The 26,427-nt window shown below is 63.2% G+C and carries 20 protein-coding genes and 1 pseudogene; 10 read left to right on the forward strand and 11 right to left on the reverse strand.

Features of this window, described 5'->3' with window-relative positions:
- A pseudogene (locus tag UCMB321_RS14000) lies at positions 1 to 290 on the forward strand (methyl-accepting chemotaxis protein); the annotation flags it as partial.
- Positions 291 to 334: 44 nt separating this feature from the next.
- Here UCMB321_RS14000 and UCMB321_RS14005 read toward each other — a convergent pair.
- The 3 genes from UCMB321_RS14005 to UCMB321_RS14015 form a co-directional block, all read right to left on the reverse strand.
- Positions 335 to 1,267 carry an alpha/beta hydrolase gene (locus UCMB321_RS14005; protein ID WP_040067705.1) on the reverse strand — a complete coding sequence of 311 codons (933 nt, stop codon included), beginning with the start codon at positions 1,265 to 1,267 and terminating at the stop codon, positions 335 to 337.
- Positions 1,268 to 1,355: 88 nt separating this feature from the next.
- Positions 1,356 to 2,297: a choline ABC transporter substrate-binding protein gene (locus UCMB321_RS14010; protein ID WP_040068000.1), complete on the reverse strand. Its 942-nt coding sequence runs from the start codon at positions 2,295 to 2,297 to the stop codon at positions 1,356 to 1,358.
- A gap of 150 nt (positions 2,298 to 2,447) precedes the next feature.
- Complete coding sequence (locus UCMB321_RS14015) at positions 2,448 to 3,299, reverse strand: AraC family transcriptional regulator (RefSeq protein ID WP_040067706.1); 852 nt, start codon at positions 3,297 to 3,299, stop codon at positions 2,448 to 2,450.
- A 495-nt stretch (positions 3,300 to 3,794) separates the two neighbouring features.
- Here UCMB321_RS14015 and UCMB321_RS14020 point away from each other — a divergent pair, with 495 nt between their 5' ends.
- The 6 genes from UCMB321_RS14020 to UCMB321_RS14045 all read left to right on the forward strand — a co-directional run bounded on the left by UCMB321_RS14020 (position 3,795) and on the right by UCMB321_RS14045 (position 12,213).
- Complete coding sequence (locus UCMB321_RS14020) at positions 3,795 to 5,243, forward strand: serralysin family metalloprotease (RefSeq protein WP_040067707.1); 1,449 nt, start codon at positions 3,795 to 3,797, stop codon at positions 5,241 to 5,243.
- Between the two features lie 57 nt (positions 5,244 to 5,300).
- Entirely contained in the window at positions 5,301 to 5,690 is a 390-nt protein-coding gene (locus tag UCMB321_RS14025) for a protease inhibitor Inh/omp19 family protein (protein WP_245220796.1), read from the forward strand.
- Between the two features lie 192 nt (positions 5,691 to 5,882).
- Positions 5,883 to 7,664, forward strand: a complete 1,782-nt coding sequence (locus UCMB321_RS14030) for a type I secretion system permease/ATPase (RefSeq protein WP_040067710.1) — start codon at positions 5,883 to 5,885, stop codon at positions 7,662 to 7,664.
- A complete protein-coding gene (locus UCMB321_RS14035) occupies positions 7,661 to 8,989 on the forward strand; it encodes an HlyD family type I secretion periplasmic adaptor subunit (protein WP_040067712.1) in 1,329 nt (442 codons plus the stop codon). Before UCMB321_RS14030 ends, UCMB321_RS14035 begins: the two co-directional genes overlap by 4 nt.
- 1 nt (position 8,990) lies before the next feature.
- A complete protein-coding gene (locus UCMB321_RS14040; protein WP_040067714.1) occupies positions 8,991 to 10,340 on the forward strand; it encodes a TolC family outer membrane protein in 1,350 nt (449 codons plus the stop codon).
- 25 nt (positions 10,341 to 10,365) lie between these two features.
- The gene (locus UCMB321_RS14045; protein ID WP_040067716.1) at positions 10,366 to 12,213 is read left to right on the forward strand and encodes a polyurethane esterase; all 1,848 of its coding nucleotides are present in this window, start codon (positions 10,366 to 10,368) and stop codon (positions 12,211 to 12,213) included.
- Between the two features lie 184 nt (positions 12,214 to 12,397).
- On the opposite strand, the gene UCMB321_RS14050 is transcribed toward UCMB321_RS14045, so the two are convergent.
- The 8 genes from UCMB321_RS14050 to arnC form a co-directional block, all read right to left on the reverse strand.
- On the reverse strand, positions 12,398 to 13,993 hold the full coding sequence (locus tag UCMB321_RS14050) for an ArnT family glycosyltransferase (protein ID WP_040067718.1): 1,596 nt from the start codon (positions 13,991 to 13,993) through the stop codon (positions 12,398 to 12,400).
- A 116-nt stretch (positions 13,994 to 14,109) separates the two neighbouring features.
- Complete coding sequence (locus UCMB321_RS14055; protein WP_040067720.1) at positions 14,110 to 15,471, reverse strand: UDP-glucose dehydrogenase family protein; 1,362 nt, start codon at positions 15,469 to 15,471, stop codon at positions 14,110 to 14,112.
- Positions 15,468 to 15,875: a 4-amino-4-deoxy-L-arabinose-phosphoundecaprenol flippase subunit ArnF gene (arnF, locus tag UCMB321_RS14060; protein ID WP_040067721.1), complete on the reverse strand. Its 408-nt coding sequence runs from the start codon at positions 15,873 to 15,875 to the stop codon at positions 15,468 to 15,470. The genes UCMB321_RS14055 and arnF overlap by 4 nt, the downstream gene beginning before the upstream one ends.
- Positions 15,872 to 16,216: a 4-amino-4-deoxy-L-arabinose-phosphoundecaprenol flippase subunit ArnE gene (gene arnE / locus UCMB321_RS14065; RefSeq protein ID WP_040067722.1), complete on the reverse strand. Its 345-nt coding sequence runs from the start codon at positions 16,214 to 16,216 to the stop codon at positions 15,872 to 15,874. The genes arnF and arnE overlap by 4 nt, the downstream gene beginning before the upstream one ends.
- The gene (arnT, locus tag UCMB321_RS14070) at positions 16,213 to 17,862 is read right to left on the reverse strand and encodes a lipid IV(A) 4-amino-4-deoxy-L-arabinosyltransferase (protein ID WP_040067724.1); all 1,650 of its coding nucleotides are present in this window, start codon (positions 17,860 to 17,862) and stop codon (positions 16,213 to 16,215) included. The genes arnE and arnT overlap by 4 nt, the downstream gene beginning before the upstream one ends.
- Positions 17,859 to 18,743 carry a 4-deoxy-4-formamido-L-arabinose-phosphoundecaprenol deformylase gene (gene arnD / locus UCMB321_RS14075; protein WP_040067725.1) on the reverse strand — a complete coding sequence of 295 codons (885 nt, stop codon included), beginning with the start codon at positions 18,741 to 18,743 and terminating at the stop codon, positions 17,859 to 17,861. Before arnD ends, arnT begins: the two co-directional genes overlap by 4 nt.
- Positions 18,743 to 20,737: a bifunctional UDP-4-amino-4-deoxy-L-arabinose formyltransferase/UDP-glucuronic acid oxidase ArnA gene (gene arnA / locus UCMB321_RS14080; RefSeq protein ID WP_040067727.1), complete on the reverse strand. Its 1,995-nt coding sequence runs from the start codon at positions 20,735 to 20,737 to the stop codon at positions 18,743 to 18,745. Before arnA ends, arnD begins: the two co-directional genes overlap by 1 nt.
- Positions 20,734 to 21,747: an undecaprenyl-phosphate 4-deoxy-4-formamido-L-arabinose transferase gene (gene arnC, locus UCMB321_RS14085; protein ID WP_040067730.1), complete on the reverse strand. Its 1,014-nt coding sequence runs from the start codon at positions 21,745 to 21,747 to the stop codon at positions 20,734 to 20,736. The genes arnA and arnC overlap by 4 nt, the downstream gene beginning before the upstream one ends.
- 395 nt (positions 21,748 to 22,142) lie before the next feature.
- On the opposite strand from arnC, the gene UCMB321_RS14090 reads away from it, so the two are divergent.
- The 3 genes from UCMB321_RS14090 to UCMB321_RS14100 all read left to right on the forward strand — a co-directional run bounded on the left by UCMB321_RS14090 (position 22,143) and on the right by UCMB321_RS14100 (position 26,427).
- Positions 22,143 to 23,804 (forward strand): MFS transporter, encoded by a 1,662-nt coding sequence (locus tag UCMB321_RS14090; RefSeq protein ID WP_040067733.1) that lies wholly within the window; start codon positions 22,143 to 22,145, stop codon positions 23,802 to 23,804.
- Positions 23,801 to 24,946, forward strand: coding sequence for an HlyD family secretion protein (locus UCMB321_RS14095; protein ID WP_040067735.1), 1,146 nt, complete (start codon positions 23,801 to 23,803; stop codon positions 24,944 to 24,946). Before UCMB321_RS14090 ends, UCMB321_RS14095 begins: the two co-directional genes overlap by 4 nt.
- Before the next feature lie 128 nt (positions 24,947 to 25,074).
- Complete coding sequence (locus UCMB321_RS14100; protein WP_040067738.1) at positions 25,075 to 26,427, forward strand: 3-oxoacyl-ACP reductase; 1,353 nt, start codon at positions 25,075 to 25,077, stop codon at positions 26,425 to 26,427.

The raw sequence follows: 26,427 nt of genomic DNA on the forward strand, positions 1-26,427 counted from the left end.
AGCAGAGCAACCAGCGGACCCAGGCCACCCTGGAGATGGCCCGTGCCGCCGGCGTGGCCCTGGAGCAGATCACCCAATCCATCAACCTGATCAACGAACGCAACCTGGTGATCGCCAGCGCGTCGGAGGAGCAGGCCCAGGTCTCCCGTGAAGTGGACCGCAACCTGGTGAACATCCGCGACCTGGCTTCCCAGTCGACCACCGGTGCCAATCAGACCAGCGTCGCCAGTCAGGAACTGTCGCGCCTGGCGGTGGACCTGAATGCGATGGTGGCGCGGTTCGTGATCTGACGCACTGTTTGTAGGCGCAAGCCAGCGAACGTCGACTGGCGCTCCTACAATCCGTTCAGATAGCGCCGTAGTTGGGTCAGCAGTTTTTCGTAGAGCAGATCCACCTCCGGCGCCATGCCCCGGGCCCGCAGGCAGCCATGCACCAGGCCATGGCCGGGATGGAAATCCACGGCTACTCCCGCATTCCTCAGGCGTTCGCTGAACTCCACGCCGTCATCGCGCAAGGGATCGAACTGTGCCACGGCGATGAACGCCGGGGCCAGTCCCCGCAGATCCGTTGCCTGCAACGGCATTGCATAGGCCGGAGGCTTTGCCGAACCCGGCAGGTACAACGTGTGATAGCAGTGCACATCGCTGGCGCTGAGCAGCGGGGCGTCGGCGCATTCGGTGCGTGAGGGCAACTCGTCGTCGCCGCCCAGTCCCGGATAGATCAGGGCTTGCAGCACCGGTTGCGCTTGCCCGGCATCGCGCAGGGCCAGGCACACGGCGGCGGCGAGGTTGCCGCCGGCACTGTCGCCGGCAATCGCCATGCGTTGCGGGTCCAACTGCCGGCTCGGGGCGCTGGCCTGCACGCCGCGCCAGACCGCCAGGCAATCATCGAAGGCGGCGGGAAAGGGATGTTCCGGAGCGAGTCGATAGTCGACGGCGATGACCACGGCGTTGAGCCGGGACGCCAGTTCCGCGGTGATGAAATCGTGGGAGTCGAGGTCGCCCACCACCCAGCCGCCACCATGCAGGTAAACCACGCTGGGCCAGCCATTGGCCGGTGGTGTCGAAGTCGGACGGTATTGGCGCACGGGCACCTGTCCGACCAGTTCGTCGTTGACGCTGATGCCTGCCGGACGTGCCGGAGTGAAGGCCCGGCACATCGCGCTGTAGCCGATGCGCAGGCCATTGATCGTGCTGTCCGGAGAGTTGAAATCGAGGGTCCTGGCGACAAAGGCGCTGAGTTCGGGGGAAAGCGGGTAATCGGTCATGCGCAGTTTCAGCCATGTTCCAGAGGTCAGGAAAACCTGTGGGAGCGGTGCGGCGATCCGACAAGCACCGCTCCCACAATAATCAGCGCTATTTCAAACTGGCCTGCACGGTCGCGACACCGTCCTTGCCGTCAACACTGGTGACGCCGCTCAGCCACTTCTGCAGGTCTTCGGGGTGATCGCGCAGCCATTTCTTCGCCACGTCCTGGGGCGTCTGGCGCTCCATGATCGGCACCATCAGCTGGCTTTCCTGGGCGGCGCTGAACGTCAGGTTCTCCAGCAGCTTGTTGACGTTCGGGCAACGCTGGGCGTAGTCCGGGGCGGTGACGGTGGACACGGTGGCCGCGCCTTCGTTGGGCCCGTAGACATCCTCGCTGCCGGTCAGGTAGGCGATTTTCATATTGATGTTCATCGGGTGCGGGGTCCAGCCGACGAAGACCACGAACTCCTTGCGGTTGACCGCCCGCTGCACCGCCGCGAGCATCCCGGCTTCCCCGGATTCCACCAGGTTGAAGCCCTTGAGGCCGAAGTGGTCGGTGTCGATCATGGTCTTGATGGTGGTGTTGGCGCCGCTGCCGGGCTCGATGCCATAGATCTTGCCGCCGAGCTTGTCCTTGAACTTGGCGATGTCGGCGAAGGTCTTCAGGCCCGCGTCAGCCACGTATTGCGGCACGGCGAGGGTGGCCTGGGCGTCAGACAGGCTCGGCTGGGCCATGACCTTGACCTGGTTGGCGGCGACGAAAGGCGCGATGTTCTTGTCCATCGCCGGTTTCCAGTAGCCGAGGAAGATATCCAGGCGTTTGTCACGGATACCGGCAAAGATGATCTGCTGCACGGCGCTGGTCTGCTTGCTTTCATAGCCCAGTCCGTTGAGCAGCACGTCAGCCATGCCGCTGGTGGCGATCACGTCGGTCCAGTTGACCACGCCCATGCGCACGGTCTTGCAGGAAGCGTCTTCGGAAGCGAGCACGCCGGTGCTCAGGAGTGCGGTACCGCAGAGGAACAGACAGCTGTTGAACAGTCTTTTCATGATACGCAGATCTCGCGGCAGGTCGTTTATTGTGGAGGCCGGTGTCTTCATGCACCGTCCGGCCACGTTACGCAGCCGCCAAAGGGCGAAAGCGCACCAGGGCGACCGGCTTTTGCACTGCGGCGACGTCCGGGCTTCCCGTGCGCCATTTCAAGCGTCCGGAAGATTTGAGCAGCGCTTGCGGTAGGCGGCGGGTGTCAGCCCGTAGGCGCGCACGAACCAGCGGCCCAGATGACTCTGGTCGGCAAAGCCCAGGGCCATGGCGACGTTTGCCGGTGTCTCGCCCCGGGACAGCAGTTGCCGCGCCCGCGCCACGCGCAACTGCACCAGGTAGGCGTGGGGCGGCAGGCCGTAGGCGGCCTTGAACGCACGGGTCAGGCGGAAGCGGTCGACGCCGCAGGCTGCGGCGACTTCATCCAGGCTCAGGTCGTATTGCAGATGGGCGTGCAGGTACTCGCGGGCGATCTGCGCGACCCGCGGCAGACGCGGGTCTTCACGGTAGCGGGCGCGCCAGTGCAGATGGTCGGTGAGGCTGCCGAGCATCTGGTCCAGGGCGCTTTGCCGGACGATGCGCAATTCCCGGGTATGAATGGCCTGGAACGCGGCGCTGGTGGCCTGGGCCAGGCGCGTGTCGGTGGCCAGGGTGGTGGCAAAGCTCAGCTGGCTGCCCGCCGGGGCCTCCTCGAACAGCACGCTCAGTTCCCGTTCCAGCCACTGCGGGTCGAGATAGATCGTACGGTAGGTGAAGCCGCCTTCGGTGGGCGCGTCGCCGTCATGGATCTCGCCGGGTTCGAGCAGGAACACGTTGCCCGCCAGGCTCTGATAGCGGGTGCGACGGCAATTGAACTGCTGCACGCCTTGTTCGGTAACTCCCACCAGGTAGCTGTCGTGCCAGTGGGCATCGTAGGCATGGGTATGGCCCTGGAAACGCGCGCGCAGGGTTTCGATGCCGGTGTCCCGGTCCTGGGTCAGGTCGATCCAGTGGTTGGCGGTGCTGGACATGGGATTTCCGGAGTGGTCAGTCATGCAGAGGGTCAGTTGACGCCCGCGGCCGGGTGTCAGTCTAGAAGATCCGTGCAATGGACGGGAGGGCGCATGCGCTGCTTGATCGTGACCAGGGGCGCTGCGTTAAAGGGCGAAGTTGTGCTGGATACAGTTAGAATGAGTGGTCGAAAATAAAACTTATAAGTAAAGAAATGACCTGTTGGTCATTTAATGATGCACTTCACATATGCGTTCATATGGCTTGAAGTATTCCGGAAGTCTGCTTGCGGGAATCAGTCGTTACTGTCGGAAAAAACTTTCACGACCTGGGCCAATGTTTGTAGGTGTTTTGGTTGTTTTTGGGATTCGATCTCAAAAAAGCGCTGGACGTTTGATTTCAAATTGTGTCAGTTTCTCGCTGCCTTCAAAAAGGGCGAGTGATAGGATGATCTCGCCAAGGGATTGTCGCTATCGGACAAAAACTGTTTCACTTGCAAACAAGGAAGTGTGTTTATGTCGAAAGTCAAAACGAAAGCTATTGTTTCCACGGATGCGGCACTGGCGGACAACGGTACAAGTTTCGCCTTTAACCAGATCGATAGCTTCAGCCATCAATACGACCGTGGTGGCGACCTCACGGTCAATGGCAAACCCTCCTACTCCGTCGATCAAGCCGCCACGCAACTGCTGCGTGACGGTGCCAGTTGGCATGATCTGAACGGCAGCGGCAAGATCGAGCTGACCTATACCTTCCTGACGGCCCCGACCTCGAATTTCAGCGGTCTGGGTGTCACCGGGTTCAGTCAGTTCAGTGCGCTGCAGAAGTCGCAAGCCGTGCTCTCCATGCAATCCTGGGCGGACGTGGCCAATGTGACGTTCACGGAGGCGGCGAAGGGCGGCGACGGTCATATGACCTTCGGCAACTACAGTGGCGGACAGGAGGGGGCGGCAGCGTTTGCCTTCCTGCCGGGCACCGAACCTGGCTTCGATGGCCAGTCCTGGTACCTGACCGGCAGCGGCTACAACGTCAACAAGACGCCGGGCCTGAACAACTACGGTCGCCAGACCCTGACCCATGAGATCGGCCATACCCTCGGCCTGGCTCATCCCGGCGACTACAACGCCGGCGAAGGCAACCCGACCTACAACGACGCGTCCTATGGGCAGGACACCCGCGGTTACAGCGTCATGAGTTACTGGAGCGAAAGCAACACCAGCCAGAACTTCAGCAAAGGCGGTGTCGAGGCTTATTCCTCGGGCCCGCTGATGGACGACATCGCGGCGATCCAGAAACTCTACGGCGCCAACTACAGCACCCGTTCCGGTGATACCACCTATGGGTTCAACTCCAATGCCGGTCGCGACTACATGAGCGCCACCTCGTCTTCGGACAAGCTGGTGTTCTCGGTCTGGGACGGTGGCGGCAACGATACCCTGGACTTCTCCGGGTTCACCCAGAACCAGAAGATCAATCTTCATGCCGGTTCGTTCTCCGACGTTGGCGGCATGGTGGGCAATATCTCCATCGCCCAGGGCGTCACCATCGAGAACGCCATCGGTGGTTCGGGCAACGACCTGCTGATCGGCAATGATGTGGCCAACGAACTGCGTGGCGGTGCCGGCAACGACATCATCTATGGCGCTGGCGGGGCCGACAAGCTCTGGGGCGGTTCGGGCAACGATACCTTCGTGTACGCTGCCGTTTCCGACTCCGCGCCGAATGCCGCCGACCGGATCATGGATTTTACCAGTGGCCAGGACAAGATCGATCTGTCCGGGATCACCCATGGTTCGGGCCTGAACTTCGTCAATGCGTTCACCGGCCATTCCGGCGATGCGGTGTTGACGTATGCCTCGGGCACCAACCTGGGCACACTGGCGGTGGACTTCTCCGGGCACGGCGTAGCCGACTTCCTGGTGACCACCGTGGGTCAGGCAGCGGTCACGGATATCGTGGCTTGAGTTGATGCGGTACGGGCAGCGCCGCGGCGCTGCCCTCTGGCCCGGTAGTCCATGCCCATGATCAAGACGTTTGTCCGCAGTAGCTGTTCGACGTGGCTGATGGCCGCGTTCCTGGCGTTTTTTGGAGAAATCACCATGGCGAGAAGCCTGATCCTGACCCCTCCCGAGGCCCTTGCCGGCCAGTGGCGGATGTACCCCGAAGGCGCCAACCCGCAGGTTTGCGAGCTTGAACTCCTGCTCCAGTCGCCACGCCTGAGCGGCGATCTTGCCTGTATCGCCGGCTGGTTGGGCGAGCGTCCGGCCAACTGGGAACCGACTCCCGACGGCCTGTGGCTTTATGGTGCCGAAGGGACTGGCATCGTGCACTTCAATCGGCAGAAAGCCGACCGCTATGAAGTTCGCTTGAAGAATGGAAAGGTTCTGGTACTGGTGCGCGATATGCCCTGAGTATTCAGGTGCAAAGCGATTAAACAGCAACTTTATACCTTGTATCCGCGCACCTTTGTTAGTTGCTTTTCCGTTCAGTCTTTATGAGTCGAGAAAGAACGACTCGTGTCGATAGTGCCTCTATTTTCGAGCGGCTCGCCGGCCATCGAATAAAGGTGCGTATCCGGCTGTCCGTAACATCAAGGAAGATAGATGAAACCGCCGAAAATGATGTCCGGGACACCGTTGATTCGTGTGCTCGGCGATTATAAGAGTGTCTTGATCAGCGTCGGTTGTTTCACCGCACTGATCAACTTGCTGATGCTGGTGCCTTCCATTTACATGCTTCAGGTCTATGACCGGGTATTGACCTCGCAGAACGAAACCACCCTGGTGATGCTGACCCTGATGGTGGTGGGGTTCTTTGCCTTTATCGGGCTGTTGGAAGTGGTCCGCAGTTTTATCGTGATCCGCATCGGCAGCGCCCTGGAGCGTCGCCTGAACCTGCGGGTCTACCAGGCGGCGTTCGAACGCAACCTGTTGCGCGGCGAGGGGCAGGCCGGCCAGGCCCTTGGCGACCTGACCCATATTCGCCAGTTCCTCACCGGGCCGGCCTTGTTCGCCTTTTTCGATGCACCATGGTTTCCCATCTACCTGCTGGTGATCTTCCTGTTCAATCCCTGGCTGGGCGTCTTCGCCAGTGTCGGTGCCGTGCTCCTGATCGCCCTGGCGTACCTCAACGAGGCCATGACCAGGAAGCCCCTGAGCGAAGCCAGCGGTTATTCGCAACAGTCGAGCCGATTGGCCACCAGCCATCTGCACAATGCCGAGACCATCCAGGCCATGGGCATGCTCGCGGCCCTGCGCAAGCGCTGGTTCCAGCTGCACTCGGGATTCCTGGCGCGGCAGAACCGGGCCAGTGACACGGGGGCGGTGATCACCTCCCTGAGCAAGATGCTGCGCCTGTGCCTGCAATCGCTGGTGTTGGGCCTGGGGGCGCTGTTGGTGATCAAGGGCGAGATGACCGCCGGCATGATGATCGCCGGCTCGATCCTGATGGGACGGGTACTCAGTCCCATCGACCAGTTGATCGCGGTCTGGAAACAGTGGAGTTCGGCCAAACTCGCCTACCGGCGGCTGGACGACCTGTTGCGCGAGTTCCCCGAAACAGAAGGGCAGATGAGCCTGCCTGCGCCCCAGGGGCAGCTGGCCTTTGAACAGGTCAGCGCCGGACCGCCCGGCAAGCGTATCGCGACCCTGCACCCGATGAGTTTCAGCCTGGCGCCCGGCGAGGTGCTGGGGGTGCTCGGTTCCTCGGGCTCGGGCAAGTCGACCCTGGCCCGGGTGCTGGTGGGTGTCTGGCCGACCCTCGGCGGCACCGTGCGCCTGGATGGTGCCGATCTGCATCGCTGGGATCGCAACGACCTGGGCGCGCATATCGGTTACTTGCCCCAGGACATCGAGTTGTTCAGCGGCACCATTGCCGAAAACATCGCCCGCTTTGCCGAGGTCGACTCGCTGAAGGTGGTCGAGGCGGCGCGCCAGGCCGGTGTGCATGATTTGATCCTGCACCTGCCCCAGGGCTACGACACGTTGCTGGGGGAGGACGGCAGCGGCCTGTCCGGCGGACAGAAACAACGGGTGGCGCTGGCGCGGGCGCTGTATGGCGGCCCGCGCCTGGTGGTGCTGGATGAGCCCAACTCCAACCTCGACGTGCTCGGGGAAACCGCGTTGACCCAGGCGATTGCCCTACTCAAGGCCCGGGGCAGCACGGTGGTCCTGGTGACCCACCGTTCCACCTCCCTGACCCAGGCGGACAAGCTGCTGGTGCTCAGCGAGGGCCGCCTGCAAGCCTTTGGCAGCAGTGCCGACGTGCTCAAGGCGCTGTCGAGCGGCGCGCCACCGACACCCCAACCGACCCGCGAGACCGTGACACCGGCCGGCGTCAGCCTGAGCCGACAGTATCCCGCGCCGACGCGCAGCAGCGGCACATGAGCAAGGACAGCACGATGCAGATCAGTAGCAGCGTTGAACGACCGGAGCGTGACGCCCGGTACTTTGCCCGCCTGGGCTGGTTGCTGGCGCTGCTGGGTGCCGGCAGCTTTTTCCTCTGGGCCGCCCTGGCGCCGCTGGACGAGGGGATTGCCGTGCAAGGCACCGTGGTGGTGTCCGGTAAACGCAAGGCCGTGCAGTCCCTGGGGGGCGGGGTGGTCAGCCGGATCCTGGTCCATGAAGGGCAAGTGGTCCATCAGGGCCAAGCGCTGTTTCGTCTCGACCAGACGCAGTTGTCCGCCGACGTGCAATCCCTGCAGGCCCAGTACCGCGTGGCCTGGGCCAGCCAGGCGCGCTGGCAGAGCGAGCGTGACAACCTGCCCCGGGTGATCTTTCCGAGCGAGCTGAGCACGGACCCCGATCCCCACCTGGCGCTGGTGCTCGAAGGGCAGCGGCAATTGTTCAGCAGTCGCCGCGAAGCCTTTTCCCGCGAGCAGGCCGGTATGCGCGCCAGCATCGACGGTGCCGGCGCGCAACTGGCCGGCATGCGCCGTGCCCGCAGCGACATGCTGGAGCGCGCCGACTCCCTGCGCAGCCAGTTGGACAACCTCAAGCCCCTGGCAGAAAACGGCTATATCCCGCGCAACCGCCTGCTGGACTACCAGCGCCAGCTGTCCCAGGTGCAGCAGGACCTGGCGCAGAACAGCGGCGAAAGCGGGCGGGTGGAGCAGGGGATTGTCGAGTCGCGCCTGAAACTCTCCCAGCACGGCGAGGAGTACCAGAAGGAGGTGCGCAGCCAACTGGCCGAGGCCCAGCTCAAGAGCCTGACCCTGGAGCAGCAGTTGCGTTCGGCGGAGTTCGATCTGCAGCACAGCGAGATCAGCGCGCCGGCCGAGGGGATCGCGGTCAACCTGAGCGTGCACACCGAAGGCGCGGTGATCCGCGCCGGTGAAACCCTGCTGGAGATCGTGCCCCAGGGCGAGCGTCTGGAAGTCGAGGGACACCTGCCGGTCAACCTGGTGGACAAGGTCGGCAGCCAGCTGCCGGTGGACATCCTGTTCACCGCCTTCAACCAGAGCCGCACACCGCGGGTTCCCGGTGAAGTCAGCCTGGTGTCCGCCGACCAGTTGCTCGATGAAAAGACCGGTGTGCCGTATTACGTGCTGCGCAGTTCGGTGAGCGATAGCGCCCTGGAAAAGCTCAACGGGCTGGTGATCAAGCCGGGCATGCCCGCCGAGATGTTCGTGCGCACCGGCGAACGCTCGCTGCTCAACTACCTGTTCAAACCGCTGCTGGACCGCGCGGGTTCCGCGTTGACCGAGCAATAGGATGTTCCACCGAATGAAGAAACTGTCGATGATCGCCGCAATGCTGTCCCTGTTGGTCAGCACCGGCAGCCAGGCCATGGGGCCGTTCGAAGTCTATGAGCAGGCGCTGCGCAATGACCCGGTGTTCCTCGGCGCGCTCAAGGAGCGCGATGCCGGCCAGGAAAACCGCGCCATTGGCCGGGCCGGCCTGCTGCCGCGGATTTCCTACAACTACAACCAGGGCCGCAACGACTCGAAGGCCACTTACCTCAACGAGCGCGGCAACCTCCACGAGGACCGGCACTACACCAGTTCCGGCTCCACGCTGATGCTGCAACAACCGCTGATCGACTACGAGGCCTACGCCAATTACCGCAAGGGCGTGGCGCAGGCGTTGTTCGCCGATGAAACCTTTCGCGGCAAGAGCCAGGAACTGCTGGTGCGGGTCCTGACCTATTACACCCAGGCGTTGTTTGCCCAGGACCAGATCGAGATCGCCCAGGCCAGCAAGAAAGCCTATGAGGAACAGTTCCAGCAGAACGAGCAACTGTTCCGCCAGGGCGAGGGCACGCGCACCGATATTCTGGAGGCCGAGTCGCGTTTCGAACTGGCCACCGCCGAGGAAATCGAGGCGCGCAACGAACAGGACGCCGCCTTGCGCGAGCTCGGCGCGCTGATCGGCGTGCCGTCGGTGGCGGTTTCCGAACTGGCGCCGTTGGCCCAGGCTTTCCAGTCGTTTCCCCTGGAACCGGCCAATTTCGATACCTGGCACGCGCTCGCCCTGGCCAACAACCCGATCCTGGCCTCCCAGCGCCAGGCCCTGGAAGTGGCGCGCTATGAAGTGGAGCGCAATCGCGCCGGGCATCTGCCCAAGCTCAATGCCTACGCCAGCGTGCGCAAGAGCGAGTCCGACAGCGGCAACACCTACAACCAGCGCTACGACACCAACACCATCGGTCTGGAGGTGAACGTGCCGTTGTTCGCCGGCGGTGGGGTCTCGGCGTCGGTGCGCCAGGCCAGCGCCAATCTGGAACAGGCCGAATACGAGCTGGACGGCAAGACCCGGGAAACCCTGATCGAGCTACGCCGCCAGTTCAGTGCCTGCCTGTCGGGGGTGAGCAAGCTGCGGGCCTATCAGAAGGCCCTGAATTCGGCCGAAGCCCTGGTGGTCTCGACGAAGCAGAGCATCCTCGGCGGCGAGCGGGTCAACCTCGATGCGCTGAACGCCGAGCAGCAGCTCTACAGCACCCGGCGCGACCTGGCCCAGGCGCGCTACGACTACCTGATGGCCTGGACCAAATTGCATTACTACGCGGGGACCCTGCGCGAAACCGATCTGGCCAGGGTCGACGAGGCTTTTGTACGTCGATAATTTCAACCAGCAAGGAGGCAATACCATGGGTGTGTTTGACTATAAAAACGTAGGGACCGAGGCTTCGAAAACGCTGTATTCCGATGCGTTGGCGATCACCTTGTACTCCTACCACAACCTCGACAACGGTTTTGCCGTGGGCTACCAGCAGAACGGCTTCGGCCTCGGTCTGCCGGCCACCCTGGTCAAGGCCCTGATCGGCGGTACGGATGCCCAGGGGGTCATCCCCGGGGTGCCCTGGAACCCGGACTCGGAGAAAGCCGCGCTGGTGGCGGTGAAGGCCGCCGGCTGGACGCCCATCAGCGCCGCGCAACTGGGCTACGGCGGCAAGACCGACGCCCTCGGCACCTACTATGGCGAAAAGGCCGGCTACACCACGGCGCAGGCGGAAATCCTCGGCAAGTACGACGCCGGCGGGCACCTGACGGAGATCGGTGTGTCCTTCCGCGGTACCAGCGGACCCCGGGAAAGCGAGATCAGCGACACGATCGGCGATGCGATCAACGATTTGCTGGCGGCCATCGGGCCCAAGGATTACGCGAAGAACTACAGCGCCAATGCCTTTGAAGGCCTGCTCAAGAGCGTGGCGAGCTTTGCTGCGGCCAACGGCCTTTCCGGCAAGGACGTGCTGGTCAGTGGCCACAGCCTGGGCGGGCTGGCGGTCAACAGCGTGGCCGACCTGAGCCAGGACCATTGGGGCGGTTTCTACAAGGACGCCAACTACATTGCCTTCGCCTCGCCGACCCAGAGCGGCCCGGGTACCCAGGTGCTGAACATCGGTTATGAAAACGACCCGGTGTTCCGTGCCCTCGACGGCTCCAGCCTGACCCTGGCGACCCTGGGCGTACACGATGCGAACAAGGCTTCGGCGACCAACAACATCGTCAGTTTCAACGACCATTACGCTTCCGATGCCTGGAACCTGTTGCCGTTCTCCATCGGCAACGTCGCCACCTGGATTTCCCACCTGCCGACGGCCTACGGCGATGGCCTGAACCGCGTGCTGGGATCGCAGTTCTACGAGCTGACCAGCAAGGACTCGACCATCATCGTCGCCAACCTGTCGGATCCGGCCCGGGACAAGACCTGGGTGCAGGACCTCAATCGCAACGCCGAAACCCATACCGGCACCACCTTCATCATCGGCAGCGATGCCAGCGACCTGCTCAAGGGCGGCCGTGGCAACGATTACATCGAAGGTCGTGGCGGCAACGACACCTTCCGCGACGACGGCGGCTACAACATCATCCTGGGCGGCAAGGGCAACAACACCTTCGATCTGCAGAAGTCCTTGAGCAGCTTCGATATTGCCAATGACGGTCACGGCACCTTGTACATCCGCGATGCCGAGGGCGGGATCACCATCGCCCAGAACATCAGTACCCTGGTCAGCAAGGAGTCGAGCCTGGTGTTCTTCAGCAAGGAGGTGGCCCATGCGGTGGGCAACCAGAGCCTGTCCGAGGGGCATTACGTCAACTCACAGGTCGCCACCGACGGTGCCGATACCCTGACCGCGAAGTCCTCGGGCGAGTGGCTGCTGGGCAATGGTGGCGACGATCACCTGATCGGCTCGGCGAACGGCGGCAACCTGTTTATCGGTGGGGGCGGCAATGACCTGATGGACGCCAAGGGCGGAGGCAATACCTTCCTGTTCAACGGCTTCCACACATCCTTCGGCCAGGACCGGATCACCGGCTTCCAGGCTTCCGACAAGCTGGTGTTCATGGGTTATGCCGATACCCAGGGGCACGATATCCAGGAGCATGCCAAGGTGGTGGGGCACGATACCGTGCTGAGCTTCGGGGCGGATTCGGTGACGTTGGTGGGGGTAGGGCTGGATGTGCTGAAAGGGGCGAGCGTGGTGATCGCCTGACGGCCTTGCTGTAGGGGCAATAACGGCGGTGAATGTGTTATCGCAATCGCCAGCAAGCCGGCTCCTACAGTTCGGCGTCGAACACCGACGTCATGTACGACGAAATCCTGTAGGAGCCGGCTTGCTGGCGATTGGGTCTCAAGACCGCCAAAAGCTTCGCTGGCAAACCAGGCTCCTACAGGTTTTACGGCAGTTTCAGCAGCACATAATCGTTCTTGTCGAACTTCTGGCTGAGCACCGGCGCCAGTTCGCCGATAGTCGAGCCTTTCAGTGCCTCGTAAGTGCTCTTGTCCATCATCACCCAGGCCGGTCGCGCCACGGCCTGAAGCTGCTCCGTGGTGTCCGTGAAGAGCGGTCGCAGATCGCCCTCGGCGTTGACCATGAACTTGATCGCCCGCCCGTCCTTGCCCATCGCATGCATGACCAGTGGCGCCGGATCCTGCCGGATCAACTGCTGGGTGGCACGGGTAAAGGTACGGGTGTCGTAGGTCACACGTTCGGTCGGCTCGACGATCAGGATATAGCTGCTCCACAGCGCCAGTACCGCACAACCGGCCAGCCCGAGTGCGCGCCAGCGGGCGTTGAACAGCGCCAGCACGGCGATCGCCTGCAAGGCGCCGACCAGGTAGGGCGCGACTCCCAGGGTCGGCAGTTCCTCGGGGAAGCGCCGATGCAACATGAACATCCCGGCAACCAGCAGGCCCGGGAGGATCAACCAGAGGCCTTGCATCAGCCCGCGCAGCCAGGCGAACAGGCGGCCCTGGGCGACCTGGAACGGATAGGCCGCGACAATGGCCGCCATCGGCACCATCGGCAGGATATAGCGGGCTTTTTTCGCCTGGGGCACGGACAGTCCGAGCATCACGATCAGGCCGGCCGCGACCGCGTAGAGGGTCAGTTGCAGCGCCGGTCCGCGATGCTGGCGACCGCTTGCCAGGATGGCGACCAGCACCAGTACGGCCAACGGATAGGCCAGGGCGTAATTGCCAAAGGCACTGCTGAAGTAATACAGCGTCCCGCTGGAGCCCGCCGTGCCGTCCATGCGGCCGGTGAACTGCATGTGGATCACTTCCTGGAGAAAGGCCGGGCCGCCGTCCAGCGAGGCCAGCCACAACAACAGGCCGATGCAGGCCGCCAGCAGGAACAGGGCCTGGAAGCCGAACACGAACAGTCGGCGCCATTGCCCGCTGAGCAGGTAGAAGCTGCACAGCATGCCGGTGGGGATCACCAGGCCCATCGGCCCGCGAATGGCAAAGCCCAGCACCAGCAGCGCCAAGAGCAGCACGCTGCGCTTCGGGGCACCCTGGTATCGGGCGACATAACCCAGGTAGAACACCGTCAGCGACACGGCGGCGAGCATCTGGTCCAGGGAAACGGCGCGGGTTTCGATCAGGAAATTGTTGGTCAACAACAGCAAGGCGATGCTCAGCAGCGCCCAGCGTGGCGAATGAGGGGCCACCAGCCGGTACATCAGCACCACGATCCAGGCCGACGCCAGGGCGCTCGGCAGCCAGGCCGCGAAGGCATTGACCGTGCCAAACGGCAGCGCCAGCAGCCAGATCAGCAGGGTGGAAAAGGCCGAATAGTCCGGGTACGGCTCGCCATAGGTGGTGGGGAAGAAACTCGGACCGTGGCGCAGCATTTCCTCGGCGAACAGCACGAAGCGCGAGTCGAAGCCGATGGCGGCTTGCTGATAGACGCCGGCGATGAACAGCAGCAGGGCCAGCAGGCCCAGGCCGAGGGATTGGCGATTCAGGGTATTTCGGGATGAGGACGTCAATGTCACGGCCGTGGACCTAAATACGCGAGCAGGCTCGCTAGGAACGAAAACGCGGTCATTTGGCAATGACCGCGTCGCTTGTTTACCCGGATAGACCCGCTGTACGGGTCAGGGCATCACTCCTGGCCGTAACGGGTCACCGGCAGGTCCAGCGAGGCGCCGCGACCGATCGCAAAGTAGGTGAAACCTTTGCGCTGCATGCGATTGGCGTCGTACAGGTTGCGGCCGTCGAAGATCACCGGCGCCTTGAGGCGCTGCTTGATCAGTTCGAAGTCCGGGGCCTTGAACTGTTGCCATTCGGTGCAGACGATCAGCGCGTCGGCGCCGACCAGTGCCGATTCCGGCGTGCCCATCAGCGACAGGCCCGGCTCATCCGGGTAGATGCGCTGGGTTTCCTGCATGGCTTCCGGGTCGAACGCACGAACCTGGGCGCCGGCTGCCCACAGGGCTTCCATCAGCACGCGGCTTGGCGCGTCACGCATGTCGTCGGTGTTGGGCTTGAACGCCAGGCCCCAGAGGGCGAAGGTCTTGCCTTTCAGGTCGCCCTTGTAGAAGGCGTTGAGGCGGTCGAACAGCTTGTGCTTCTGCCGCTCGTTGATCGCCTCGACCGCTTGCAGCAGGTCGCTGGAGCAGTTGGCGGCCTGGGCGCTGTGGATCAGGGCGCGCATGTCCTTGGGGAAGCACGAGCCGCCGTAGCCGCAGCCCGGGTAGATGAAGTGGTAACCGATGCGCTGGTCGGCGCCGATGCCCATGCGCACGGCTTCGATGTCCGCGCCCAGGTGTTCGGCCAGTTCGGCGATCTGGTTGATGAAGCTGATCTTGGTCGCCAGCATGCAGTTGGCGGCGTACTTGGTCAGTTCGGCGCTGCGCAGGTCCATGAACATGATGCGGTCATGGTTGCGGTTGAACGGGGCGTAGAGGTCGCGCATCACTTCGCGGACTTCTTCGCGCTCGCAACCGATGACGATACGGTCCGGGCGACGGCAGTCTTCCACCGCCGAACCTTCCTTGAGGAATTCCGGGTTGGAGACGATATCGAATTCCAGGGTGCGGCCGACCTTGCCCAGGGCGGCTTCGATGTGCGCGCGCAGGGTGTCGCCGGTGCCGACCGGCACGGTGGATTTTTCCACCAGGATCAGCGGCTCGACGCGGTGACGAACCACGGCATCGCCCACCGAGAGGACGTACTTGAGGTCAGCCGAACCGTCTTCGTCCGACGGCGTGCCGACGGCGATGAACAGCACCTGGCCATGCTCGATCGCCAGCTTTTCGTCGCTGGTGAAGTGCAGGCGGCCGCTTTCCAGGTTGGTCTTGACCATGGTCTCCAGCCCTGGCTCGAAGATGGGGATATGGCCTTTGCGCAGCAAGTCGATCTTGTTCTGGTCGACGTCCATGCACACGACATCATGACCGACTTCGGCCAGCACAGTCGCCTGCACCAGACCGACATAACCGCTACCAATTACGCTGATTTTCATACGGAGTCCCTAGGACGGGGTATACGTGGAGAGTTGATCGTTAGCACGCCGAGAATGACCAGGGCCACTCCCAGCGATTTTGAAAGACTGAAGCTTTCATTGAAAAACGGCAGGCCGGCGGCCAACAGGTAGACCAGCGCGTAACTCACGCTGAGCAACGAGTAGGCCCGGCCCAGCGGCAGGTCGCGCAAGGCGGCCAGCCAGCACAGCATGGACAGGGCATAGGCGAGGATCGACGCGGCCACCACTCCCAATGCCAGCAACGATACGTCCTGAGTCATCAGCGCGTCCAGCCATTGGGCCGGTTCCGGCAGGCGGGTCATGCTCCAGCGCATGCCCAGCTGGGCGCCGCTGACCAGCAGGACACTGCCGGTAGCCAGGGTAAAACCGCGGGCCAGGCTCATACGTGACGCCCCAACAGGACCACACCAGCGATGATCAACGCCACGCCCAACCAATGGCGGGTGTCGATCGACTCCTTGAACAGGTAGCGCGCCACCAGGGTGATCAGGACAAAGTTCAGGCTGAGCATCGGATAGGCAATCCCGACTTCCAGCCGTTGCAGCACCAGCAGCCACACCAGCAGGCCGAAACCGAGGCTGGCCAGCGCCAGCCACAGCCAGGGCGAACGCAGTTTATGGGCGATGCCCAGGGACGGGCCGCGCCAGCTTTCGACGGCGAACTTCTGGGCGACTTGGCCCAGGCAGGTCAGCAGGCAGGCGCCCAGCAGCAACATCAAGGTCATGGTGCGGTCTTCGAGAAAATCAGGATGACCATGTTGCCTTCTTCATAGCGAACATGATCCTTGGGCAGCAGGTCGATCTCGTGCAGCTCGTCCTGATCCTTGACGCGCATCACCACGCCGACCTGGCCATCACGGCGGGCGTTGTCCATCCAGGCCTGGATCTGGCTCAGGTCCTGGACGCGCCCCGCGGCCTCGGGATAACCCAGGCCGTACTGCAATTCACCCTGGGTGTTGTAGAGGGTGATGTCGCTGCGTTTCATGCGCCAGGCCAGCGCGGAAGCGGCGCCCAGGTCATTGCTCAGGAAGTGCGTGCTCTGGCTCAGTTCTTCGGCATGGTGGGCGATGAACTGGTCCGGCATCTTGTTGTGGACGATGACGTTCGGCATGGCCGCCGGCAGCAGCAGGACCAGCATGCCCATGCCCAGCGCCGGGGTGGCCCAGAAGGTCAGCGGCTTGAATACGGGCAACAGGTTGACCAGGACCCAGCTACCGAGGAACACGCAGAGCAGGGTCAGTTGCAACGGCTCGTTATCGTAGAACGGCTGCTTGAGCTGGAAATACACCAGCGCCGCCAGCGCCACCAGGCCCAGCACCAGGTTGAGCAGGCCATTGAGACGTGGAACCTGGCCTTGCGCAAGCTTGATACGCTCCATCAGCGAATGCCCCATCAACAATGCCAGGGGCATCAGGCACGGCATGATGTAGGTCGGCAGCTTGCCGCGGCTGAGGCTGAAGAATGCCAGGGGCAGGAGCATCCAGAGCAGCAGGAACACGGTGATGCGCTGGCCCTTGGTGCGCCAGGCGTCCTTGAGGGTCACCGGCAGCAGCAGCGCCCACGGCAGGCTGGAAACCACCATCATCGGCAGGTAGAACCACCACGGACGGGTGTGCTGTGCGTCTTCGGCGGCGAAGCGGCGGATATGCTCGTGCCAGAAGAAGAAACGCCAGTAGTCCGGTTCCTGGAGGTGAACGGCCAATACCCAGGGCAGGCTGATCAGCGTGGCGACAACCACGGCCACCAGGCCATAACCCACCAGCTCGCGAAAACGCTTCTGCCAGATCATGTAGGGCAGGGCGATCAGCACCGGCAGCATCAGGGCGAGGAAGCCCTTGGTCATGAAGCCCATGCCACAGGCCAGGCCCAGGGCCACCCAGGACCACAGGCGCGCCCGCGGGCTGTTGCCGTCGATGGCGAACCACAAGGCCACGAAGCTCAGGTTGACCCAGAAGGTGAACTGCGGATCGAGGTTGGCGTAGCCGGCTTGCCCGGCGATCAGGCCAAAGCTCATGTAGAGCGCGGCGCAGGCAAATTGCTTGCGTTCGTCGTTCCACAGGCGTCCGGCAATCAGATAGACCAGCAGCACGCTCAGCCCGGTGCTCAGGGCCGAGGCGAAGCGCACTCCGAAAAAGTTTTCACCGAAGATCGCCTGGCCAATGGCGATCATCCAGTAGCCGGCGATGGGTTTTTCGAAGTAGCGCAGCTCCATGAAATGCGGCGAAGCCCAATGGCCATGGGCGAGCATTTCCTGGCCGATCTGCGCGTAGCGGGTTTCGTCCGGAATCCACATGCCATGGGTGACCAGTGGCAGCAGGTAGAACAGCAGAAAAGCGAGGAACAGCAATGGCAAAGCCCAGCGCCTGGTCATCCCTGCTGTACCCCGAGCCAGCCTTCACGGCCGCCGAGGGTGCCGCGTACCAGTTGCCCTTCAGGCAAACGGTCCAGTTGTGCCGGCAACAGGTTGACCAGGGGTTGGAACTCGATGTCGCGCGCCTTGGCCTGGGCCAAGAGCTGGCGGAACTCGTTCGCCATCAGAATCCCTTCTACTTCCGCGTGAATGGTGTAGACATTCAGGCGCGCCGGACTGAACCGGTCGAGAATGAACGCATTGAAATCTTTCGCGGCCAGATCCGCACCCACGACTTCGTCGAAAGTGGGCAGGTCCACGGGAATTTGCGGGGTACCCAGGCTGCCATCCGCCAACCGTGGCAGAAACAGACCGTGCCCGCGGCAGTCGCTGTTGTAGCGAAAGCCGAATGCTTCCTTGGCTTGCACGACACGCTCGTCCGCCCGCCAACCGGCGGTGGCCGAACATTCGACGGCTTGCCCGGTGATATCGCTCAGGCAATCGACGCCGCGACGGATCTGTTCGATCAGTTCGGCCTCGCTCCAGCGCCCGGCGTTGGCCTGCCAACCGTGGTGATCCCAGGCGTGCAGGCCGACCTCATGGCCGGCGGCCAGGGTCTGGCGCATCAGATGCCCCAGATCCCGACCGATCGGCTTGCCTGGCCAGGCAGTGCCGGCCAGCAAGATGTCCCAGCCATAAAGGCTGGCGGCCTTGGAACGCAACATTTTCAGCAGGAACTGGGGTTTGATGAGGCGCCACAAGTGGCGCCCCATGTTGTCCGGTCCGACGCTGAAGAAGAACGTCGCCTTGACCTGGGCCTCGTCGAGCAGTTCCAGCAACCGCGGTACCCCTTCACGGGTACCGCGATAGGTGTCCACATCGATGCGAAGTCCAGCCTGCATCAGCGCTTGTCCGCGATTTCGAGCATGGCTTCTTTCAGGAAGAAGTCCAGGGTGTTACCGATGGTTTCGCTCATCTCGACGGTAGGCTCCCAGTTCAGCAGGCGCTTGGCGTTTTCGACGCTTGGTTTACGGTGCGAAACGTCCTGGTAGCCAGTGCCGTAGAACGCCTTGCTCTCCACTTCGCGGAAACCGGCGAACGGAGGGAAGTTGCTGCGCAGCGGGTGAGCTTCGAACTGACGCAGCAGTTCTTCGCCCAGCTGACGGATGCTGGCTTCGTTGTTCGGGCTACCGATGTTGATGACCTGGCCGTTGCAGCAGTCGTTCTCGTTGTCGACGATACGGGCCAGGGCCTCGATGCCATCGGCGATGTCGGTGAAGCAACGCTTCTGCTCGCCGCCGTCGAACAGACGGATCGGGGTACCTTCCACCAGGTTCAGGATCAGCTGGGTGATGGCACGGGAGCTGCCGATACGAGCCGAATCCAGACGGTCCAGGCGTGGACCCATCCAGTTGAACGGACGGAACAGGGTGAAGTTCAGCTGGCCTTTGGCGCCGTAAGCCCAGATCACGCGGTCCAGCAACTGCTTGGATACCGAGTAGATCCAGCGCTGCTTGTTGATCGGGCCGACGATCAGGTTCGAGGTGTCTTCGTCGAAGTTCTCGTCCTGGCACATGCCGTAGACTTCGGAAGTCGACGGGAAGATCACGCGCTTGTTGTACTTGACGCAGTAGCGAACCAGTTTCAGGTTCTCTTCGAAGTCCAGTTCGAATACGCGCAGCGGGTTGCGGGTGTATTCGATCGGGGTGGCGATGGCCACCAGCGGCAGGACCACGTCGCACTTCTTGATGTGATATTCGATCCACTCGGAGTGGATGCTGATATCGCCTTCGACGAAGTGGAAGTTCGGGTGGCTGCGCAGGCGATCGATGGCGTCGGAGCCGATGTCCAGACCGTAGACTTCGTATTTGTCGTCACGCAGCAGGCGCTCGGACAGGTGGTTACCGATGAAGCCGTTGACGCCCAGGATCAGTACGCGGGTACGACGTGGCTTGCGGCCCGACTCGGCGCCACGCAGGAAGGAGCCGTCAACCAGGCCCAGTTCGTTGGCCAGTTGCGGGCCGCTGAGGAACAGGCCGTTGTCGTTGCGCTGACCGGCGTTGATCACCAGGGAGTCTTCACCGCAGGCGATGCGCAGCGGATCGACGCTGATCACACGGCCAGGGGCCTGACCTTCGTTGCCCTTGACGACTTCGGCGCTCCAGATGATCAGCTTGTGCTCGCCCACGGCGCAGAACGCACCCGGGTAAGGCTGGGTCACGGCGCGAACCAGGTTGAACAGCTCTTCGGCAGGCTTTTTCCAGACCAGCTTGCCGTCAGCCGGGGTGCGGCGACCGAAATAAGTGGCCTTGGATTCGTCCTGGGCGGTTTCGCTCAGCTTGCCGGCGGCCAGTTGTGGCAGCGCTTCGTTCAGCAGGGCAGCGGCGCTTTCACGCAGCTTGGTGTGCAGGCTCAGGGCAGTGTCGGCACGCTCGATGGCGACGCGGTTCTGCGCCAGGATGCCACCGGCATCGGCACGCTTGACCATGCGGTGCAGGGTCACGCCGGTCTCGGTTTCGCCGTTGACCAGCACCCAGTTGGCCGGTGCGCGACCGCGGTAGCGTGGCAGCAGGGAGCCGTGCAGGTTGAACGCGCCGTTCTTGGCGGTGGCCAGCAGCTCTTCGCTCAGTAGGTTGCGGTAGTAGAACGAGAAGATGTAGTCCGGGTTCAGCTTGGCGATGCGCTCGATCCACAGAGGGTGGTTGGCATCTTCCGGTGCATGCACCGTAATACCCTTGCGAGCACAGAGTTGGGCAACGGAACCGTAGAAGGCGTTCTCCTTCGGGTCGTCGGCATGGGTGAACACTGCGGCAATGTCATAACCTGCGGCGAGCAGGGACTCGATGCCGGTGCAACCAATATCGTGATAGGCGAAGACGACAACTTTCGGATTCATGGTGCGACCTGATTGGCGGTAGTAGTAGAAGGGGTATCACCAGCAGCGCTGGCAGGAGAAGGCTGGCTACGCAGCACTTTCTCGATGAAGAAGCGCGGACGTGCACGCACGTCACTGTACATGCGGCCCAGGTATTCGCCCAGGAGCCCCATGCCGATGAACTGGCCGCCGGTGAAGACGAACAGGATAGCAAACAGCACGAACGAACCGTCACCGGCCCAGGCGGCGCCGAACATCAGGCGCAGCACCACCAGCAGGAAGGCGAACAGGGCGCCGAGGCCGGCCATGGTGAAACCGATGATGCTCAACAGCCGCAGGGGCGTGGTGGTCATGCAGGTGACCAGGTCGAACATCAGGTTGATCAGGCGCATCGGGCTGTATTTCGAGTCGCCGTGCTCGCGCTCGGCGTGCTGCACCAGCACTTCGGTGGTGTGCCGGGCAAAGCTGTTGGCCAGGATCGGGATGAAGGTGCTGCGTTCGCGGCAGGCCAGCATCGCGTCGACGATGGTCCGGCGATAGGCACGCAACATGCAGCCGTAGTCGCTCATGGCGACGCCGGTGGAACGTTGCACGGCCATGTTGATCAGGCGCGACGGCCAGCGGCGCAGGGCCGAGTCCTGGCGATTGTTACGCACGGTACCGACCACGTCGTAACCCAGCGCGGCCTGTTCCACCAGGCGCGGGATTTCTTCCGGCGGGTTTTGCAGGTCGGCATCCAGGGTGATGACCAGATCGCCCGTGGATTGCTCGAAGCCGGCCATGATCGCGGCGTGCTGACCGTAGTTGCGGTTCAGGATCACGGCGATGACAGGGCTGCCTTCACGCTCGGCGGCTTCCTGAAGAAGGTCGGCAGAACGATCGCGGCTGCCGTCGTCGACCAGGATGATTTCGACATCCTGGGTCAGCTGCGAACAGGCGGCCTCGGTGCGGCGCAACAGTTCGGGCAGGCTCTGCTCTTCGTTATAGACCGGGATAACGATCGACACGCGCTGGATTGGATAAGGTTTCAAAGGCTTCTTTCCAGAAAGGTTTCAATGGTGCGGCGATGCTTCAAGCCAGCCGATAGCATGCCGGACTCAACGCTCAGGCACAATGAACGATGCCTTTTATGCGGGCAAGCATAGAGGCAAGACCGTGGGATGATACAGGGGTAATAAAAAACATGCGGCGATTTAAGCCTAAAAAAAACAAATGTCAAAGCTGCATAACAGCGTTATGTTCATGATTTTTATCAATTCCCTGGCACGGAGCGCGGGCTGGATTCTACGGTAAACGCCTAAATGTGAAAAGCCTATGAAGGCGAGATGAATGTCCTGTTCTTTTTGCCCGATGGACAGCCACGATTCAGGTAATCTGTGAAACAACACAAGAGACTCGTATTCCAGTGCATGGAGCAGGGCCCCGGATGAACCACTATGCACCGCGCGACTGGCTGCCCCACGAGCGCCCCAGCCTGCCGGGATCGCCGTCGACGCCGTTGCATTCCACGCCCAGGCGCTGGGCCTATGCCATGGTCGGACTGCTGGTGGCCCTGACCGGCGGGCTGGGCAACTCGCTGGTGATCGCCAACCAGCCGTACCTGCAAGGCGCGCTGGGTGCGACCACGGCGGAGATGGCCTGGCTGCCGGCGGCCTACGTCATGACCAACGTCTCGATGAACCTGTTGCTGGTGAAGTTCCGCCAGCAGTTCGGCCTGCGGGCCTTTACCGAAGTGTTCCTGGTGCTCTATGCACTGGTGACCTTCGGCCATCTGTTCGTCAATGACCTGAGTTCGGCGATTGCCGTGCGGGCGGCCCACGGCATGGTCGGGGCGGCCCTCAATTCCCTGGGGCTGTATTACATGATCCAGGCCTTCCCGGCGAAGTGGCGGCTCAAGGCCCTGGTACTGGGGCTGGGGACCTCGCAACTGGCGTTGCCCCTGGCGCGGCTGTTTTCCGAGGACCTGCTGCAGATCGCCGAGTGGCGTGGACTGTATCTGTTCGAGCTGGGACTGGCCCTGGCGGCGCTGGGCTGTGTGTGCCTGCTCAAGCTGCCGCCGGGCGATCGCTTCAAGACCTTTGAAAAACTCGACTTCCTGACCTTTGCGATCCTCGCCACCGGCGTGGCGCTGCTGTGTGCGGTGCTGTCCCTGGGGCGGATCGACTGGTGGCTGGAGGCGCCCTGGATCGGGATCGCCTCGGCGGCTTCCATCGTCCTGATCCTCGCCGGGCTTGCCATTGAACACAACCGCAGCAACCCGATGCTGATGACCCGCTGGCTAGGCAGCGGGGCGATGATCCGCCTGGGGCTGGCGGTGATCCTGATCCGCATGGTGCTGTCGGAGCAGTCCACCGGCGCGGTGGGGTTCCTCCAGGCCTTGAACATGGGCAGTGAGCAGATGCGCAGCCTCTATGCCGTGATGCTGCTGGGCAGTATCGCCGGACTGGCGGTCAGTGCCCTGACCATTCACCCCGATCATCTGCTCAAGCCGTTGGTCATCTCCCTGGCGTTGATGGCGGTCGGCTCGTCCATGGACAGTTTCTCCAACAACCTGACGCGCCCGGCCAACATGTACGCCAGCCAGTTCCTGCTGGCCTTCGGCGGAACCTTTTTCCTCGGCCCGACCATGGCCCTGGGTACCCGCAACGTGATGACCAACCCGCGCAACCTGGTGAGCTTTTCGGTGTTGTTCGGGATCTGCAACAACCTCGGCGGCCTGATCGGCTCCGCCTTGCTGGGGACGTTCCAGGTGGCGCGGGAAAAATTTCACTCCAGCAGCATCGTCGAGCACCTGACCCTGATTGACCCGCAGGTTGCCGCACGCCTGCAAAGCGGCGGCGCGGCCTATGCGGGGGTGATCTTTGACCCGTCGGCACGTACCACCCAAGGCATGCAGTCGCTGGCCGCGTCCGCCACCCGGGAGGCCAACGTCCTGGCTTATAACGACGTCTTCATGCTGATCGCGGTGATCGCGGTATTGACCATGCTGTGGATCTTCGCTCGCAGCCTGTGGTTGCTCAGCATGAACAAGAAGATTGCCCGCAACGCCCCGTCCTCCACTCCCACCAGCGGTGCCCCTTCACGATGAGCCAACCTGCGACCACGACCAATGCCATTGCCGCCACCCCCGAAGGCGTCACCCCAGCCGGCGCCTCGTCCACCGAGCCGAGGTCCCTGGGGGTGCGGATCGTCTCTTCCCTGGGTTTTGCCGCCATTGCGATCATCGGCGTGTTGATCGTGCTGTATGCCTGGCAACTGCCGCCGTTCGGCAGCGCCATCGAAAGCACCGAGAACGCCCTGGTTCGCGGACAGGTGACGCTGATCGGTCCGCAGCTCAGCGGCTACGTCTTCGAGGTGCCGGTGCAGGACTTCCAGTTCGTCAAGGCCGGTGACCTGCTGGTGCGCCTCGATGACCGTATCTATAAGCAGAGACTGGACCAGGCGCTGGCCCAGCTCGCGGTGCAGAAGGCCGCCCTGGCGAACAACCTGCAACAACGGCGCAGTGCCGAGGCGACCATCGTGCAGCGCCAGGCGGCCCTCGACAACAGCCGGGCCCAGGTGCTCAAGAGCAGCGCCGACCTCAAGCGCAACGAGGCGCTGATCGCCGATGGCTCGGTGTCCCGGCGCGAGCTGGACGTGACCCGCGCCGACCATGCCCAGACCGGCGCGGCGGAGGCCCAGGCCCGAGCGGCGCTGGATATCTCCCGCCAGGACCTGCAAACCGTGCTGGTCAACCGCGGTTCGCTGGAGGCGGCGGTGAGCAACGCCGAGGCGGCCGTGGAGCTGGCGCGGATCGACCTGTCGAATACCCGTATCACCGCTCCGCGGGATGGCCAGTTGGGTCAGATCGGGGTCCGGCTGGGGGCCTATGTGAACTCCGGCGCGCAGCTGATGGCCCTGGTGCCGGATCGGCACTGGGTGATTGCCAACATGAAGGAGACGCAGATGGCGGCGGTGCGCGAGGGGCAGGCGGCGACCTTTACCGTCGATGCGCTCAATCATCGTCGGTTCACCGGGCGGGTGCAGCGCATTGCCCCGGCGACCGGTTCGGAGTTCAGCCTGTTGCAGGCCGACAACGCCACCGGCAACTTCGTCAAGATCGCCCAGCGGGTGCCGGTGCGGATCATCGTGGACCCCGGGCAGGAAGAGCTCAATCGGCTGCGCCCGGGGATGTCGGTGGTGGTGAGTATCGATACCGCCAGCCAGGTCCAGCCCGTAGAGCCGGACTGACAGGCCAGGGCTCTCGAATCGGCGCTGGCGGCTCTCCATCATCGCCTTGCAACTGATCAGCGGTGAGGAAGGGGCGCTGCTCGGGCGCTATGGTGAATAGGCCGACCCTGCGATCCAGGTATCCATTCATGGCTGACGGTTATCTTTCATTCACCAATACCCCCTGGGGGCACTGGCTGGCCCGGACCCTGGGCCTGCCGCAACCCCTGCCGTTGCAACGCTATCGCCCGGGCCAGGCGGGCAACCTGCTCAATCCGGTGGTGCTGGCGGCAGGACCCCAGGGCCGCCTGTCAGGCGAGTTGCAACGGATTTTCGCCGCCACCGACACCGTGGCCGCCGTACCCGCCCGCATCGACGCACCCTCCACGGTCAAGGTCCGGGGGCTGGTGTTCGATGCCAGCGGCCTGGCTGACGTGCCGCAACTGGACGAGCTGTACCGCTTTTTCCACGCCAATGTCCGGCGCCTGAGCGCCCACGGCCGGGTGCTGGTCCTCGGCACGCCGCCGGAACACTGCACGGACCTGGCCCATGCGGTGGCGCAGCGTGCGCTGGAGGGTTTCGTGCGCTCCCTGGGCAAGGAGCTGCGCAGGGCGATCACCGTGCAACTGCTGTATGTCCAACCCGGTGCCGAGACGGAAATGGACAGCAGCGTGCGCTTCTTTCTGTCCCGGCGTTCGGCCTATGTCTGCGGCCAGGTGGTACGGATCGCCGAGCCGGTGGACTTTCCCGGGGACATCCTCTGGGACAAGCCACTCACCGGGCGTCGCGCCCTGGTCACCGGGGCGTGTCGAGGTATCGGCCTGGCCATCGCCCAGGTGCTGGCGGGCGAAGGCGCCCAGGTTGTCTGCCTGGATATCCCCGCCGTGGAGGCGGAGTTGCAGTTGGTGGCGGCGTCCCTGGGGGGAACCGCGCTGGCCCTGGATATCACCGCGCCCGAGGCGGCCGAGCGGCTGCTGGCATTTGCCGGCGAGCAAGGCACCTTCGACATCGTCGTGCACAACGCCGGCATCACCCAGGACAAGACCCTGGCGAAAATGACCGAAGCCGCCTGGCGCAAGGTCATGGCGGTGAACCTGGAGGCGCCGTTGCGGCTGAGCACGGCCTTGCTGGAGGGGCAGGGGATCAATCCCGGCGGACGGATTATCGGGGTGTCGTCGATTGCCGGTATCGCCGGCAACCTGGGGCAGAGCAACTATGCCACTTCCAAGGCCGGGGTGATCGGCCTGGTGCAGGGCCTGGCACCTTTGGCGGCGCGCCGGCAGGTGACGATCAACGGCGTGGCGCCGGGGTTTATCGAGACGCAGATGACCGCGAAGATTCCGCTGCTGCTCCGTGAGGCGGGACGGCGGATGAACTCGCTGGCCCAGGGCGGGCAGCCCGAAGACGTGGCGCAGGCCATTGCCTGGCTGGCGCATCCGGCCTCCGGCGGGATCAATGGGCAGGTGGTCCGCGTCTGCGGGCAAAGCCTGATGGGGGCCTGA

This window comes from Pseudomonas batumici, from assembly GCF_000820515.1.
Classification (GTDB): domain Bacteria; phylum Pseudomonadota; class Gammaproteobacteria; order Pseudomonadales; family Pseudomonadaceae; genus Aquipseudomonas; species Aquipseudomonas batumici.

Bases quoted from the DNA above. Each gene is read 5' to 3' on its own strand.
- UCMB321_RS14005 (WP_040067705.1), bottom strand. From the start codon at position 1,267: ATGACCGATTACCCGCTTTCCCCCGAACTCAGCGCCTTTGTCGCCAGG.
- UCMB321_RS14010 (WP_040068000.1), bottom strand. From the start codon at position 2,297: ATGAAAAGACTGTTCAACAGCTGTCTGTTCCTCTGCGGTACCGCACTC.
- UCMB321_RS14015 (WP_040067706.1), bottom strand. From the start codon at position 3,299: ATGTCCAGCACCGCCAACCACTGGATCGACCTGACCCAGGACCGGGAC.
- UCMB321_RS14020 (WP_040067707.1), top strand. From the start codon at position 3,795: ATGTCGAAAGTCAAAACGAAAGCTATTGTTTCCACGGATGCGGCACTG.
- UCMB321_RS14025 (WP_245220796.1), top strand. From the start codon at position 5,301: ATGATCAAGACGTTTGTCCGCAGTAGCTGTTCGACGTGGCTGATGGCC.
- UCMB321_RS14030 (WP_040067710.1), top strand. From the start codon at position 5,883: ATGAAACCGCCGAAAATGATGTCCGGGACACCGTTGATTCGTGTGCTC.
- UCMB321_RS14035 (WP_040067712.1), top strand. From the start codon at position 7,661: ATGAGCAAGGACAGCACGATGCAGATCAGTAGCAGCGTTGAACGACCG.
- UCMB321_RS14040 (WP_040067714.1), top strand. From the start codon at position 8,991: ATGTTCCACCGAATGAAGAAACTGTCGATGATCGCCGCAATGCTGTCC.
- UCMB321_RS14045 (WP_040067716.1), top strand. From the start codon at position 10,366: ATGGGTGTGTTTGACTATAAAAACGTAGGGACCGAGGCTTCGAAAACG.
- UCMB321_RS14055 (WP_040067720.1), bottom strand. From the start codon at position 15,471: ATGAAAATCAGCGTAATTGGTAGCGGTTATGTCGGTCTGGTGCAGGCG.
- arnF (WP_040067721.1), bottom strand. From the start codon at position 15,875: ATGAGCCTGGCCCGCGGTTTTACCCTGGCTACCGGCAGTGTCCTGCTG.
- arnE (WP_040067722.1), bottom strand. From the start codon at position 16,216: ATGACCTTGATGTTGCTGCTGGGCGCCTGCCTGCTGACCTGCCTGGGC.
- arnT (WP_040067724.1), bottom strand. From the start codon at position 17,862: ATGACCAGGCGCTGGGCTTTGCCATTGCTGTTCCTCGCTTTTCTGCTG.
- arnD (WP_040067725.1), bottom strand. From the start codon at position 18,743: ATGCAGGCTGGACTTCGCATCGATGTGGACACCTATCGCGGTACCCGT.
- arnA (WP_040067727.1), bottom strand. From the start codon at position 20,737: ATGAATCCGAAAGTTGTCGTCTTCGCCTATCACGATATTGGTTGCACC.
- UCMB321_RS14090 (WP_040067733.1), top strand. From the start codon at position 22,143: ATGAACCACTATGCACCGCGCGACTGGCTGCCCCACGAGCGCCCCAGC.
- UCMB321_RS14095 (WP_040067735.1), top strand. From the start codon at position 23,801: ATGAGCCAACCTGCGACCACGACCAATGCCATTGCCGCCACCCCCGAA.
- UCMB321_RS14100 (WP_040067738.1), top strand. From the start codon at position 25,075: ATGGCTGACGGTTATCTTTCATTCACCAATACCCCCTGGGGGCACTGG.